The organism is Lentisphaera profundi (assembly GCF_028728065.1).
GTDB classification, from domain to species: domain Bacteria; phylum Verrucomicrobiota; class Lentisphaeria; order Lentisphaerales; family Lentisphaeraceae; genus Lentisphaera; species Lentisphaera profundi.
The window spans coordinates 2502591-2517372 of the sequence record NZ_CP117811.1 but is presented as its reverse complement, the minus strand read 5'-3'; the positions used below and the strand labels follow the sequence as shown (position 1 = coordinate 2517372).

The window sequence follows — 14782 nt, the reverse complement described above, 5'->3', positions numbered from 1 at the left end:
AAAGCATAAAAGCACTTGAAAGGAAGAAAGTTTTTTTCGTTTCTGAACTCAAATAAGTTTAAACTTGACTTAATTTTTACAAAAAGTGTAGAGTTGGTATGTATTTATCGTGAAGCTGCCTTATTTTCCATCAAAATTTAAAGAGAAATAAGCAAGGATATAGATATGTCTAGAGTATTAGAGTTTGAACTTTCTGATGAAGTACAAGAAGAGCTCATAGAGTTCAAAGGAAAAAAAGAGAACTACGAAAGTGGTGAGATGGGCGTTGATGCTTGGCAAAAACGTCGACTCTGGCAGGGTATTTATGGTCAGCGTCAGCCAGAAGTACAGATGATTCGTGTTAAGGTGCCTTACGGGATCACAAATTCCAAGCAAGTTCGTCAACTAGCTAGCATGGCCGAGACACACAGTAATTCAGTTTTACACATTACCACACGTTCAGCAATTCAGATGCATTATGTGCCATTTGCTAACACACCAGAATTCATTAAAGATTTAACTGCAGTGGGTTTAACTTCACGTGAAGGTTGTGGTAACACAATTCGTAACGTAACTGCGGATCCGTTCGCATCTACTGGTGCCGGGCAACTTTTTGATGTCGTTCCAGTTGCTAAGCGCGTAGTTGAGCATTCACTACGTAACCCTTATGCACAGAATTTTCCTCGCAAATTCAAAATGACTTTTTCAGGTAATGAAGCAGAAGATAATGGTCATTCATACATGCATGACGTCGGCTTTATCGCTTCAAAAGTTGAAAATGGTTCTTACAAATTTAATGTCTATGCAGGTGGTGGTTTAGGCGGTCGTCCTATTGGTGCTGACTTAGTGGACGAAGATCTACCAGTAGAAGACGCATTGATTTGTGCAACAGCTTTCATGCGTATTTTCAATGAGCATGGTAATCGTGAAAACCGTAATAAAGCTCGTATGAAGTTCATTAAGCATGAATGGGGACTCGAGAAATTTATCGAAGCTTACAAAGTTGAATTTAACCGTATTAAAGATTCTGAATATGGTCAATCATTAGTCCTATCTTTCGAAGAGGGTGAACTTGAGCTACCACAAGGTTCTGCTGATGTTAGTAAAATTAACAGTTTAGTTGATGATGCGGAATGGGTGAAAAACTGTGTTCGCCCACAAAACGTCGCGGATCTATATACAATTCAAGTACGTGTTGATTTGGGTGATTTCACATCTGAACAAGCACGTACGCTTTCAGATATCGCCGATAAGTATGGTTCAGGTGAAATTCGTACACTTCCAAGTCAAAATATTGTGTTGACTGATGTGAAATTAGAAAATGTTGCAGCAATTTATGCTGAATTGAAAGCTGCGGGTTACGCAAACTCTCAATTTCACCATATTACTAACGTACTGGCTTGCCCAGGACGCTCAACGTGTAACTTATCAGTAACATCCTCTAAAGGACTTGCAGAAGCTCTTAGTGAATCATTCAAGGATGAAGCTGATATTGCGGAAGTAGGTGATAAAGTTCGCATTAACATCTCTGGTTGTCACAATGGTTGTGGTCGTCACTCAGTCGCCTCTATTGGATTCAATGGTTCTAGTCGTGTTGTAGGCGATAAAGCTGTGCCATGTGCAATGATGCAGATCGGTGGCGGCGTTGGTTTTGGTCGCCGCGAAATGGCTCGTCGTGTAGGTCGTGTTGCAACGAAAAAAGCTCCTGAAGCTGTACGTGCAGTGATCGATTATTATAAATCTCAAAACTCAGCACTCACACTCGAAGATTGGTTAGCACAAGTTAATGTAAAAGAACTCAAACCAGTTATCAAGCCTTTTGATGCAGTGGAATCATTTGATGAAAATCCAGATGTCTACGCAGATTATCAGCAAGCAGAAGGAGATGAATACTCTCCAGCTGTTGGTGCAGGTGAATGTGCAGGTGGCGTGCTGAATTTAGTAGGCGAATCACTTGATGATGCTCACAATTACATCACAATGGCGCGTAAAGTTTTCGACCAAGAGTTTTTTGCAGACGTTATTTTCAACTCGCAAGAAGCTATGCGTCATGCTTTTGATGCAGCCCTTATGCAGGCAGGTGAAAAAGCAACTGATTATAAAGATGCATTCGACAAATATGTTGAGTTCTTCACTTCTAATACAGTGACTCCTGATGCTAAAGCTATTTTAAGAGAAGATGCTCCAGCAGATATTGCATTTGCCTATGCAGCAGAATTTCTTCAAGCAGCAGAGTTATTTGTGAATAACTTTGTAGAAGCCTACAAAGAAAATGCAGATGCTTGTGCTCCTTTCCTTAATACTGAAGAAGAAAAAGAAGGTCGCCCTTTCTTAGACTTGCGCGGTATTGAATGTCCTATGAACTATGTGAAAGCTAAATTAGTTCTCAATGGTTTGAAAGATGGTCAGGAACTAGCGATGATTATTGATACAGGTGATTCTTTCCGTCAAGTGCCTAGTTCACTTAAGAAAGATGGTCATACAGTAGTAGAGCTTGATCCAATCAATGATAATCAAAATTATTCTTTGATTGTTTTAAAGAACGGCGAAAATAATAAGTAAGCCTTCTTAAAAGCATATAAAAAACCCAGCAAGTTATCTTTCGGGGTTTTTTTGGCTCGTCCAAGAAAGCTAGAGACCTGACTTATCACACAAGTTATTTTTAATGATTAAGTGTTTTATGTCTTCATCTAAAAAGAGCGCGGCGTTCTTCTTTAGAGTAAACCTGAAGGCACAATTCAACGTATCGTTGTAGCCCTCGGCGCGCCTAAGATAATTATAGTAAGACACAAAAAAGCCATCGCGGATGAAGCGATGGCTTTTTTGAGGATGTGATTAAAGCTTAGATAGATTTAACCATGAACTTAGTAATCAAAGAAGTAAAGCGAGCAGGATCTTTGATGGCAGAACCTTCGTTGAGGAGGGCTTGATCATAAAGAAGTGCTGAGTAATCTTTTAATTCATCTGAAGCGGCATCTTTTTCAGCGACTTTGAGCATGTGCTGAACAACGGCGTGATCCTTGTTGAGTTCAAGAGTACGCTTCTGGTGAGGTACATCTTGATTCATCGCCTTATAGATGTTTTCCATATTTACGCCCATGCCATTTTCATCGGCAACTAAGCAGCAAGGAGAATCAGTAAGACGGCTAGAGAAACGAACTTCTTTAATTTCGTCATCGAGAACTTTCTGGATAGACTCGAGAGGAGTTTTGAAGTTTTCGTTTTCTTTTTCGAGTTCTTCTTTCTCTTTTTCGTCGAGTTCAAGGTCACCTTTAGCAACAGATTTCACTGCTTTAGTATCAAACTCAGTGAGTGATTGCGTTACCCATTCATCAATTGGATCAATAAAGAAAAGAACTTCGAAACCTTTTTTCTTGAAGGCTTCTAATTGAGGAGAGTTCTCTACTGCACCACGGCTTAAACCAGAGATGTAATAAATCTCTTTTTGATCTTCAGGCATACGTTTTACGTAGTCATCAAGACTAGTGAATTTACCTGCTTCAGTAGAAGATGATTCGAAAATTAGGAGCTCAGTAAGCTTATCTTTGTTTTCCCAATCGTTGCTTACGCCTTCTTTGAGTACTTTACCAAACTCTTGCCAGAATTTACTGTACTTATCGAAGTCATTGTTCTTCATTTTCTTGAGAGTCGAAATAACTTTTTTAACGATGTTTTTGCGAATGGTGCGAATAACGCGATCTTCTTGGAGGATTTCGCGAGAAACATTAAGAGGGAGGTCAGCTGAATCAACCACACCTTTAACAAAACGGAGGTAGTCAGGGATGAGATCTTTGCAATCATCCATGATGAAAACGCGTTTCACATAAAGGCTGATGCCTTTATTCTCTTGCTGCATGAACATGTCCATTGGGGCACGGTCAGGAACGAAAAGCAGTGAATCGAATTCGAGATTACCTTCTGCACGGTAATGGATGATTTCTGCAGGATCTTGGTGATCTTGAGAAATGTGGCGGTAAAATTCTTTGTATTCAACATCTGTCACGTCAGCTTTAGCTTTAGTCCAGATTGCTTTCATTGAGTTGAGAGTTTCTTCCTCAATCGTAGTTTCTGGCTCAGCATCTTCATCAGCTTTAGGAAGAGATTTTTCTACGTCCATAGTGATCGGGTAAGAAAGGAAATCTGAGTAAGTCTTGACGATTTTGCGAATTTTCCAGTCTTCTAAGTATTCTTCAGCATCTTCTTTGAGGTGAAGAACGATCTTAGTTCCATGCTCAGCAAGTTCAGTTTTATCAATTGTATAAGATCCAGTACCTTCTGAATGCCAGTGTACGCCGTCAGCTTTATCAGCCGAAGCACTACGAGTATAAACATCTACTTTATCTGCAACCATAAAAGCAGAGTAGAAACCTACACCGAATTGACCGATAAGGTCTGGCGTGTTTTCGTCTTTATTACTTTGGAGTTTTTCAACAAAAGACTTAGTGCCTGAGTGTGCGATTGTACCGATGTTTTCTTCAACTTCAGTTTCAGTCATGCCTACACCGTTATCAATAACAGTGAAAGTCTTTTTATCTTTATCAGCAATGATCTTAATTTTAAGGTCACCATTGGCGATATCTAAAGACTTGTCTGAGAGTGAATTGAAACGAACTTTATCAATGGCATCAGAGGAATTAGAAACGAGTTCGCGAAGAAAAATGTCGCGATTTGAGTAGAGTGAATTAATGACGAGCTTAAGGAGCTCGCTTACTTCAGTTTGGAATTGTTTTTCCATGTGGGGATATTCTCCTGTTTATTATTTAAAAACAGTATGAATATAGGTTGAAGGTCTCTGGCCTCAAGGAGTTTTCGACGACTACTTGAGACAAACTTTGCGCCAATTTGTCACCACAAATTGGCACATTAGTCACAGATTAATTAAGCGTTGATATTGTGCAGAGTCTGTGTTGGGAAGGCAAAGTCTAGTTTTTTCTCATTAAAACGCTTAAGGATCTCCAAGTTCATGTCAGTTTGAGTGTTAGCAATATCTTCATCTTTAGTGATATAATAAATGAACATGATATTTAAAGCGAAATCCCCGAAGCCGTTAAAAGAAGTGATGACATCTTCTTCGGTAGATTTATTTTCAGCTACAATTTCTTTAAGAACTGCAATCGCTTCCTCGATTTGCTCAGGCTTAGTATCATAAGTTAAGCCTAAGTTGAGTACGATTTTTCGGCTGGGCTCAATAGATATGTTTTCTACAGGAGAGTCTGAGAATGTATTGTTGGGCATCGTAACAATCCGGCCTGCTAAGGTTTTTATACGAGTGCTACGAATACCAATTTCGACGACCGTGCCATCAACACCACCAATCTCGATACGATCACCCATTTTGAAGGGTTTGTCTGTGAAAATAGTGAAGCCACCGAAAACATTTGCGACAGTGTCTTTTGCGGCCATCGCAAGGGCGAAGCCCCCGATACCCAAACCTGCAATCATAGCACCTACATCGTAGCCGGCATTATTGAGGCCGATAATAAGAGCTACAATCCAAATAATTGAGCGTATACCCTTGCGGATAACAGGGAGTAGTTGATCATCGAGATCATTGTCAGTTTTATCGGCCCATGGTTGAAGGATGTTTTGATAGAAGGCTTCGAAAAAACGTGTAATTAGCCAAGCAACTAAAAGAGTAACGACCATGGTGTATGATTTGGCAATAATTCTTTCTAGCATAGGAGGTAGAGTTAGTAAGCTAAGAGAAAAGTAGATGCCTGAAGCAATAAATGCAGCGACAATAGGTTCTTCTACGAGATCGACGACGAGGTCATCTAATGTATTTTTTGTTTTATTGGTGAGAGCTTTTACGAGTTTGGAAAAAAGCCAATAAATAGCTTTGCCAATAATCACGCTACCTAGGACAAAGCCCAGGCTAGTTAACCATAGTGATATGGTATTGTTGTAATAAGTTTTTTGCCAAAAGCTAGTGGCAAGTTCAGTTTGTGCGATAATGAGGTTTAAGTTCATCGTATCTCTCCAATTTAATTGAGAGTAAAGTACTACTGATCATCAATTTGTAATTTTAAACTGTAAAGAAAAATTAGAAATCTTTTTTAGATCAGATACAAGCGTATATAAAACAGGGGCAAATGCCCTGCTTTATATAGAAAGGCTTATTTTTTATAAAGTTGTGCTGGATCAATAATGGGATCAGAATTGATGCTGAAATTATCATTTTCATATTTGTAAAAAAAGCAGGATTTACGGCCTGTATGACAGGCAATTCCACCGACTTGCTCAATTTTATAGATAATCGAATCGCCATCACAGTCTACAAGGATCTCTTTAATCTCTTGCCAATTCCCAGATTCTTCGCCTTTTTTCCAGAGCTTAGAACGTGAGCGTGACCAATAGCAAGCACGCTTGGAACGGAGCGTTTCTTCCCAAGCAGCCTTGTTGACATAAGCGAGCATAAGAATCTCTCCCGTTATAGCGTCTTGCGCTACAGCGGGGATAAGCCCGTCTTCAGATTTACTGAAGTCGGGCATAGTGTCTGGAACTTTAGCCATTACTTAGTAGCGGATTCCAAAAGTTCTTTTAACTCACCACTTTCGTGGAGTTCCATAATGATGTCACAGCCACCAACGAGTTCGCCTTTCACAACGAGTTGTGGGAAAGTAGGCCATTCAAAATAGTCTTTTAAGCCTTGACGGAAGTCAGGGTTTTCGAGGATATTCATTGCTGAGTATTCGACGTCATAGAAACTGAGAATTTGGATCACAGTTTGAGAAAAACCGCATTGAGGGGCAGAAGGAATACCCTTCATGAAAAGTTTAACTGGGTGAGCGTCGAGCTCAGTTTTAATAATAGTATTTATGTCAGACATAATAGTTCCTTAGTTAATATAATTAGATTTTTGAGCTTCCCACTTTTCGGGAGTGAAAGTTTTGAGTTGCAAAGCATGTACTGTATCAGTCGCAAATTTTTCTTTAAGGGCATTCATGACTAGCTTATGCTGCTTTAATAAAGGCATGCCAATAAAACTAGCACTAATAACAAGACCCTGAAAATGGGCGCCATCAGGATCAATAATATGGACCTGAGCATCAGGTAATACTGCTAGGATGGCCTGTTCGATTTGTTCTTTCATTTGACGAGGTTTCCATTTATCCAAGTAATGATATCATTTGATTCATGCATTGGAGTTCCATTAATCATGAGACAGGGGACTTGAGTTTTCCCAGTGAGTTTTTTGAAAGTTGACATAGTTTCGCTACTCGAATAGGGGTCTTCGATATTGATTTGTACACCCTTAGAAGACATAAAGCTTGTGACTCTACGACAGAAAGGGCAGCCATTAGATGAATAGAGTGTGAGCTCTGGCATGTTATTTCCTTTTACTTATAATTAAATTTTCTACAAAGGCGACTACTTTATCCTCAAGTTTCAAATCGTAAAGGCGGTTCATTTCTTGTAGGCACGTCGGAGAAGTGACATTGACCTCAGTTAGTTTGTCTCCAAGGAAGTCGATTCCCGTGAAATAAAGTCCTTTTTCTTGTAGCCATGGTTTAAGAGCATCACAAATTTCTTGTTCTCGTTCAGTGATTTCACAAGCGATGGCGGATCCGCCAGCATAGAAATTATTGCGATGGTCATCAGCTCCATGAACACGTAAGACAGCACCAAGGATTTCACCGTTGAGCAAAAGGATTCTTTTATCGCCTAAGCTTGCTTCTTTGACGTAAGCCTGAACAATTACTTCTTCTTGGCCTCGATTAGAAAGGGTTTCAAAAGCGACGCGTACATTGGCTTTACCTTCTTCTATACGGAAAATCCCAAGTCCGCCAAAACCGTCACAAGGTTTAACGATGACTTGTTTTTCTTCGGTAAGGAATTTGAGGTATAGATCCATATTGGATGTAATGAGTGTACGTGGGGTGAATTCTGTAAATTTTGCACACCAGATTTTTTCATTGACATCACGTATCGCTTGGGGGGAATTAATGATTGCCGTGGTATCAGGAAGATGATCAAGCATCCAGGTGTTCATTAAGTAGCCAGAATCGAAAGGAGGATCTGTGCGAATAAAGACAGCGTCAATTTCACAATCAATGAGAGTGCGAGATTCTAGTACTTCAAATGGGCCTTGTGGATTTTCTGTTCCGTCTAAATCATAGAGACCTTGAGGTTCGATGACTTTTAGTCGTTCTGCAGACATGTGAACTTTGCCATCGAGTATAGAAATATTGCGAGTGGCGCAAAACCAGACTTCGTGTTGGGCTCGTTGAGCACCGAGCATAAAAATGAATGAGGTGTCAGTTCTGGCCTTAACTGACTCAATGGGATCCATAAGGAAAACAAAACGCATGTGTGAACTCCGGAGATTCTTTAATAAAACTATATATACTTTTGAAGCTATTGCCCTATATTGCAAAATCAAAAATTTAGTGAGATAATATGGGTAAAAAGCAAAAGATAAACTGGGCAGTCTACGGACGCCTGCTCTCCTACGTCAAACCTTATAAGGGCCGGCTCATGCTGGGGATCTTTTTTGGCTTCGTAACGGGAGGCTCTATTTTTGGTCTTTTGACACAGACTGCTTCCGTTATGGGAAATGTTGTGGGGAATGAGAAGTCGGTTCAATCTGTTAGTAGATATACGGTCAATTCTCCTAATCAAGTCGACTTAGAAATATTGGTTGAAAACAAAAAAAATGAAGCAGGGGATTTTACTGAAAAAATCCACATAGGTGATAGCTTAAGTGTTGTGGCACAAGAAACTATAGATAAAACTAAACGTAAAGAATGGGATAAGAAAGTTGCAACTATTCCTGTGTTTTTAAGAGATTTTTTAGAGCAGGAATGTGGTTTGGAATTACAGGATCCCATTAGTGGAGAACCTACAGGCGCGATCTTAGTTATAGGTGGTTTTTTCTTGATGATCGCCTTGATGTTAAAAAGTATTGGAACCTTTTTTAATCGATATTTCATGCGTTGGGTGGGCTTGCGTGTCGTCGCAGATTTAAGAGAAAAACTCTTTGGAAAATTGATGAATCAATCTATGGAATTTCACAATTCGGAAGAAGTAGGCGAGATGATGAGTCGTTGCCAGAATGATACGGGTACAATTCAGTCAGCCATTTCTGAAAATATTGGGCAACTTACTCGTAGTCCGATAGAGATTTTTTCCGTACTTGGATTTATAACTTGGTTTTCCATTCAAAATGATCTTACGGGGATTCTTTTATTTCTCTTATTAGGGATGCCGATTTTTCTCTTACCGATTTTTCTACTTGGTAGCCGTTTAAAAAAATATGCTAAGAAAACGATGCAACAAATTAGTAATGTGATGGTGCGAATGCAGGAAACACTTTCTTGTGTACGCTTGGTGAAAGCCTATAATATGGAAAAATATGAGAACGATCGATTCAGTAAATCTAATAATCGCTTTTTTAAATTAACAATGAAATCAAAGCGTTATGAACTTTTATTAGCGCCGATGACTGAAGCTGCAGCAGTACTATTTCTTTTAGTATTTCTCACGTATAGCGTGATCCACGAAGTGAGTTTTGATAAAATCATTGCTCTAGGCTTGGCGGCGAACCTTGCTTACAAGCCGTTTAAATCATTAACAAAAATCCAGGCAAATATTATTAAAACCGTTGTCGCGGCAGAAAGAATTTTTGAATATTTAGATATGGATTATGAGATAGCGGAAAAAGAGGATGCAAAAAGTCTCCCGAGCTTTGAAAAAGAAATCACTTTTAGAGATGTGTGTTTTTCTTATGCAGGTCAGCAAACATTAAAAAATGTAAATATTACCATTGCCAAGGGTGATTTTGTTGCTTTTGTTGGGGAAGCAGGATCAGGAAAAACTACTTTGGTAAATATGTTTGCGCGTTTTTATGATATACATGAAGGCTCAATATCCATTGATGGAGTTGATATTCGAGATTTAAAAAATAAATCTTTAAGAGGCTTGATTGGTTTTGTCGATCAAGTAACCACTCTATTTAATGATTCAGTTAAGTACAATATTGCCTACGGAGTAGAAGGGGCGACTGAGGATCAGATTAGTAAGGCTTCCAAGCAAGCGGACGTCACTGGCTTTATTGAAGAAAAAAATGAAGGGTTTGACTTTAATGTGGGCACAGCAGGCAATAAACTTTCAGGAGGGCAGCGTCAACGTGTTGCGATTGCTCGAGCTATTTTAAAGAATCCGCCAATTTTAGTGTTAGATGAAGCCACAAGTGCTTTAGATAATGTGACAGAACAATTAGTTCAAAAAGCGATTAATCAGCTTATGGGTGATCGTACGGTAATAGCTATTGCCCATCGATTGAGCACAGTTAAAGATGCGAATTGTATATACGTAATGGATAAGGGCTGCGTTGCGGAATACGGTTCCCATGAAGATCTCTTAGTACAAAATGGGCTGTATGCACGTTTATGGAATACACAATTTAAGGAAGTCGTATAATGATGCGATTTATTATATTAGCCTCTGCATTTCTAAGTTTAAACTTATTTGCAGACAAGGCGAATGAATGGAATAACTTACGCCTTGAGTATCATCGTATCAGTATCGAGAAAATGAATACAGATATTAAACTCAAGAGTTTAAATAGACGTGTACGAAGTCTTTATGTTAAATTAGGCGAGCTTTTTAAGCGCAATGCCGAAATGAAAAAACTGATAGCGTCACTCCAAGGTAAATTAGGTGAGGAACGGAGTGAAATTATTAATAAGATTAACTCATTACAAGATCAGTTATTATCAAAGGACTCTCTCTTAGCGGAAGAGCAAAAAGAGATTATTGATAAGGTAAATAAACTTAATGAAGATATTCATTCCGAACTGATGAAAGATGCCAGATTACTAGAACTCACTAAAAAGTTAAAAGCTTTAGAGAACTAAGATAAGATGAAATCGGCCATGGCTCGTCATATACTTGTTAAGCAAAAGCTAGAAGCGGAAGATTTATTGAAAAAGCTTCGAGCTGGCGCGGACTTTGCTAAATTCGCAAGAAAATTTTCTAAATGTAATTCAGCAAAGCGCGGTGGAGATCTCGGGGAATTAAAGCCTGGGCAACTGGTGCCGACGATTAATAAAATCGTGTTCAACAGTGAACTTAATGTGATTCATGGTCCCGTAAAAACAAAATTTGGTTATCACTTAGTAGAGGTCTATTACCGCGATTGATGAGCTCATTTATTAAACTCATTGAAGTACTTTGTAGCTGATAGGTGGGTACATAGAATACACTCCAATAAGCTTTATTAGAGTGTATTACGTTTTTTAAGCTTCTCGTAGCTGTAGCGCATTTTCTAGAAACCAGGAATAGGTTTGTTGTAAACCTTCTTCGAGTGAGATTTGGGAAGACCAACCTAAGTCCTTTAAGCGGTCCACGTTCATTAACTTTCTGGGTGCACCATCAGGTTTTGAAATATCGAAAACTAAATCACCCTTGAAGCCCACAACTTTAGCAATGGTTTCGGCTAGTTCACGAATAGTGCAATCTATACCAGAGCCAACATTTATGTGTGAACAACGAGGATCTACTAATGCTTCATATTTGTCGTGAGCTAATTGAGCAACAAAAATAGAAGCAGCGGCCATGTCATCGACATGAAGGAACTCGCGCATAGGCTTGCCTGTGCCCCAGACGACGACTTCACTTGCATTGCTTTCGGTTGCTTCATGAAACCTGCGTAACATGGCAGGAATCACATGACTATTTTGAGGATGGAAGTTGTCGTTAGTTCCATAGAGATTAGTGGGCATGACAGAGCGGTAATCAACACCATATTGACGGTTATAAGATTCGCAGGTTTTAATGCCGGCAATTTTAGCAATAGCATAGGGCTCATTCGTGGGTTCTAGGCTACCTTGAAGGAGTTCAGTTTCCACCATTGGTTGGGGGGCCATTTTTGGGTAGATGCATGAAGAACCAAGGAAGATGAGCTTTTTACAGCCATTTAAATAAGCATTGTGAATAATGTGATTTTGGATCGTAAGATTTTCATAAATGAATTGCGCTGGGTAAGTATTGTTACCTACGATACCACCCACTTTTGCGGCCGCTAAATAAACTTGAGCAGGTTTTTCTTGGATAAAAAATTCAGCTACAGCAGCTTGATTTAAAAGGTCGAGTTCTTGGCGACTTCGAGTGATAATATTATTAAAGCCTAAGGCTTCGAGTTGGCGTTGGATGGCTGAGCCCACCATGCCTTTATGGCCGGCGATATAAATCTTTGAATCTGGAGACATGGATAATCCTTTAATCTAGCTGAGAGGGGAAAGTGTCGGCTTCGGGGCGATTACTAGCCTTTAGCTGTTCGACGATTTGTTTAATTTCTTGTGAAGCATTTTTATCGGCGACTAAGATAGCATCTTCGGTGTCGATAATGACTAAATTGGAAAGCCCTGCAGTTGCAATGAGGCGTTTCTCTGATTTTACATAGGTGTCTTGAGTATTGATAAGGATGGCATCGCCAATGATGTTGTTACCATTGAGGTCACTTTTACTACTTTTTGCCAGTTCTGACCATGAGCCCACGTCTGACCATTGAGCATCAAGGGGAGTGACACAAACGAGTGCAGATTTTTCCATGACGGCATAATCAATTGAATCTTTCGGGCATTTTTCAAAACTCGCCTTGTGTGGGCGGATGAAATCAGGATCGCGTTGAGCTTGGGTGATAGAAGCTTTACAAGCTTGAAAAATGTCGGGACGGAATTTATTGAGTTCCTCTAAATAAATATCAGTCCTAATCAGGAACATGCCGGAATTCCATAGGAATTCACCACTAGCTAAATATTCACTCGCGCGATCCGCATTGGGTTTTTCTACAAATTCATCAACTTTAAAAATTTGAGGAGCATTTTCTTCGCCTTTTTGGATATAACCATATCCCGTTGCGGGGTAATCAGGAACAATGCCATAGGTCACGATTGAGCCATTTTCGGCTTGAAGACGTGAGAGTTCTACTGTATTGCGAAAGGCATCTTCATCACGAATGATATGATCAGCAGAGAGAACTAACATCAGGCTTTGAGGATCAAGTGTCTCTAATTCAAAGGCAGCTAAAGCTACTGCGGGAGCTGTATTGCGAGCACAGGGTTCAAGTATTATGGATAGATTATCTAAGTGCTTTAATTGTTCGGCAACTAAAAAGCGATGATCTTCGTTAGCTACGACTAAAGTGGAGCCTAGTTCTTTTAAGCCATCAAGTCGTGCCGCAGTTTGTTGTACCATGGTATCATTACCCGAGAGTACATGAAATTGTTTGGGGTAGTGTGATCTGGATAAAGGCCAAAGGCGAGTGCCGGCGCCACCGGACATAATAACAGTATGGAGTTTTTTCATTTTTTTATCCATTTATTCAAAAGGCATTTTAAGAGCGTCAGTTTGTCTTCGAGTAATTGTGGGTCGGCACGAGTCTCTATGTTAAGTCTCACTAGAGCTTCGGTATTGGAGCAACGCAAATTGAAGCGCCAATTTTTAAATTCTACATTTAAGCCATCAAAGTATTCGATATTTATGGCTTTTTCATCTTGATCACGGAAAAAGTTCTCGACCTCAGCAATAGCCTTTTCTTTTTCTTCGATAATGAAATTTATTTCTCCGGGATTAGGGAACAGAGCAATTCTACCCTTTAATAAGTTATGTAAATTCTGCTGCTTGGTGGAGAGCAATTCAATAACTAATAACCAAGGAACCATGCCACTATCGCAATAAAAGAAATCTCTGAAATAATGATGAGCAGACATTTCACCGCCATAAACGGCATCTCGTTGACGCATGTCGTTTTTGATAAAGGCATGGCCAGTTTTACTTGGAAAGGCCTTGCCGCCGGCTTCTTTGACGAGGTCAATGGTATTCCAAGTCAATCGTGGGTCATGGAGAATCGTTTGCTTGGGATCGTGACTCAAGAAGGCTTCAGCCAAGAGGCCTACAATAAAGTAACCCTCAATAAAGAGTCCTTTTGAGTCAAAGAAAAAGCATCGATCAAAATCACCATCCCAAGCAATACCTAAATCACATTGATGGTCAATGACGGCATGACTAGTTTCTTCACGGCAATCGTGTAGGAGAGGGTTGGGCACGCCTTTTGGGAAGTTGCCATCGGGATGATTATTGATTTTGATTAAGTCAATAGGGATATCATGATTTTGAAAATGTTGCTCAATGGCATCGATGACATGACCTGCGGCACCATTGCCGGCATTCATCAGTAGTCGCATGGGACGTAATTTTGTGAGATCAATAAAAGTAAAAAGATGCTTTATGTAATGCTCAAGACAGCTGTGCTTCTCAATCGGACCTAAGTTTTGATTAGTTAGTGATGTTTGATAGTTATTGAGGATATTTTCAGCCAACACGCGAATTTCTTCTAGACCGTTTTCTCTACCAATGGGTGTTGCATTTTTTGCGACGAACTTCATACCATTATAATTTTTTGGGTTGTGGCTAGCAGTGACTTGAATGCCACCATCTAACTTGTAATGAACTGTGGCAAAGTACATTTCTTCAGTGCCAGTCAAGCCGAGGTCGATGACGCGGCAACCCGCTTGGCTTAGGCCTATAGCCAGGGCATTTTTTAATGATTCTGAGCTGAGGCGAATATCTCCGCCAACGCAAACGCTTTTAGCCTTGGTGACTTTTGCATAGGCGTAGCCAATAGCTTGAGCAACCTCTTCGTTAAGTTGTTCGCCAAGTTTAGCCCTTAAGTCGTAAGGGGTGAAACTGCTTAAGTTTATGCTCATATTATATGATGATTTCCAAGAGGTATAAAATTATTGTGCATGATAGCTCAAATTGACTTATCTTCTAGTGAGTTCTTATGAGTTTTTCTTTA

At 39.7% G+C, this 14782-nt stretch carries 14 protein-coding genes; 4 read left to right on the top strand and 10 right to left on the bottom strand.

The features are described 5' to 3' along the window. Positions 1–165: 165 nt before the first annotated feature. On the top strand, positions 166–2541 hold the full coding sequence (locus tag PQO03_RS10300) for a sulfurtransferase TusA family protein (protein WP_274150139.1): 2376 nt from the start codon (positions 166–168) through the stop codon (positions 2539–2541). Between the two features lie 280 nt (positions 2542–2821). Here PQO03_RS10300 and htpG read toward each other — a convergent pair whose 3' ends face one another. From htpG to gshB, 7 genes are all read right to left on the bottom strand, one after another. Further along, the gene (htpG, locus tag PQO03_RS10295; RefSeq protein WP_274150137.1) at positions 2822–4714 is read right to left on the bottom strand and encodes a molecular chaperone HtpG; all 1893 of its coding nucleotides are present in this window, start codon (positions 4712–4714) and stop codon (positions 2822–2824) included. A 143-nt stretch (positions 4715–4857) separates the two neighbouring features. After that, positions 4858–5949 (bottom strand): mechanosensitive ion channel family protein, encoded by a 1092-nt coding sequence (locus PQO03_RS10290; RefSeq protein WP_274150135.1) that lies wholly within the window; start codon positions 5947–5949, stop codon positions 4858–4860. Positions 5950–6095: 146 nt separating this feature from the next. Further along, entirely contained in the window at positions 6096–6491 is a 396-nt protein-coding gene (gene hisI, locus PQO03_RS10285) for a phosphoribosyl-AMP cyclohydrolase (protein WP_274150133.1), read from the bottom strand. Further along, complete coding sequence (grxD, locus tag PQO03_RS10280; RefSeq protein WP_274150131.1) at positions 6491–6808, bottom strand: Grx4 family monothiol glutaredoxin; 318 nt, start codon at positions 6806–6808, stop codon at positions 6491–6493. The genes hisI and grxD overlap by 1 nt, the downstream gene beginning before the upstream one ends. Positions 6809–6817: 9 nt before the next feature. Continuing rightward, entirely contained in the window at positions 6818–7072 is a 255-nt protein-coding gene (locus tag PQO03_RS10275) for a BolA family protein (RefSeq protein ID WP_274150129.1), read from the bottom strand. Beyond that, positions 7069–7308, bottom strand: a complete 240-nt coding sequence (locus tag PQO03_RS10270; protein WP_274150127.1) for a glutaredoxin family protein — start codon at positions 7306–7308, stop codon at positions 7069–7071. The genes PQO03_RS10275 and PQO03_RS10270 overlap by 4 nt, the downstream gene beginning before the upstream one ends. A 1-nt stretch (position 7309) precedes the next feature. After that, positions 7310–8290 carry a glutathione synthase gene (gene gshB / locus PQO03_RS10265; RefSeq protein WP_274150125.1) on the bottom strand — a complete coding sequence of 327 codons (981 nt, stop codon included), beginning with the start codon at positions 8288–8290 and terminating at the stop codon, positions 7310–7312. Positions 8291–8379: 89 nt separating this feature from the next. Between gshB and PQO03_RS10260 the strand changes: the two genes are divergently transcribed. The 3 genes from PQO03_RS10260 to PQO03_RS10250 are packed head-to-tail and all read left to right on the top strand — an operon-like array spanning position 8380 to position 11123. Then, positions 8380–10401: an ABC transporter ATP-binding protein gene (locus PQO03_RS10260; protein ID WP_274150123.1), complete on the top strand. Its 2022-nt coding sequence runs from the start codon at positions 8380–8382 to the stop codon at positions 10399–10401. After that, positions 10401–10838, top strand: a complete 438-nt coding sequence (locus PQO03_RS10255) for a hypothetical protein (RefSeq protein ID WP_274150121.1) — start codon at positions 10401–10403, stop codon at positions 10836–10838. Before PQO03_RS10260 ends, PQO03_RS10255 begins: the two co-directional genes overlap by 1 nt. Before the next feature lie 6 nt (positions 10839–10844). Further along, positions 10845–11123, top strand: a complete 279-nt coding sequence (locus PQO03_RS10250) for a peptidylprolyl isomerase (RefSeq protein ID WP_274150119.1) — start codon at positions 10845–10847, stop codon at positions 11121–11123. 96 nt (positions 11124–11219) lie between these two features. Here the strand turns inward: PQO03_RS10250 and fcl are convergent, their stop codons facing one another. The 3 genes from fcl to PQO03_RS10235 are packed head-to-tail and all read right to left on the bottom strand — an operon-like array spanning position 11220 to position 14690. Next, the gene (gene fcl, locus PQO03_RS10245; protein ID WP_274150117.1) at positions 11220–12191 is read right to left on the bottom strand and encodes a GDP-L-fucose synthase; all 972 of its coding nucleotides are present in this window, start codon (positions 12189–12191) and stop codon (positions 11220–11222) included. 10 nt (positions 12192–12201) lie between these two features. Then, complete coding sequence (locus PQO03_RS10240) at positions 12202–13290, bottom strand: mannose-1-phosphate guanylyltransferase/mannose-6-phosphate isomerase (protein ID WP_274150115.1); 1089 nt, start codon at positions 13288–13290, stop codon at positions 12202–12204. After that, positions 13287–14690: a phosphohexomutase domain-containing protein gene (locus PQO03_RS10235; RefSeq protein WP_274150113.1), complete on the bottom strand. Its 1404-nt coding sequence runs from the start codon at positions 14688–14690 to the stop codon at positions 13287–13289. Before PQO03_RS10235 ends, PQO03_RS10240 begins: the two co-directional genes overlap by 4 nt. Positions 14691–14782 lie beyond the last annotated feature (92 nt).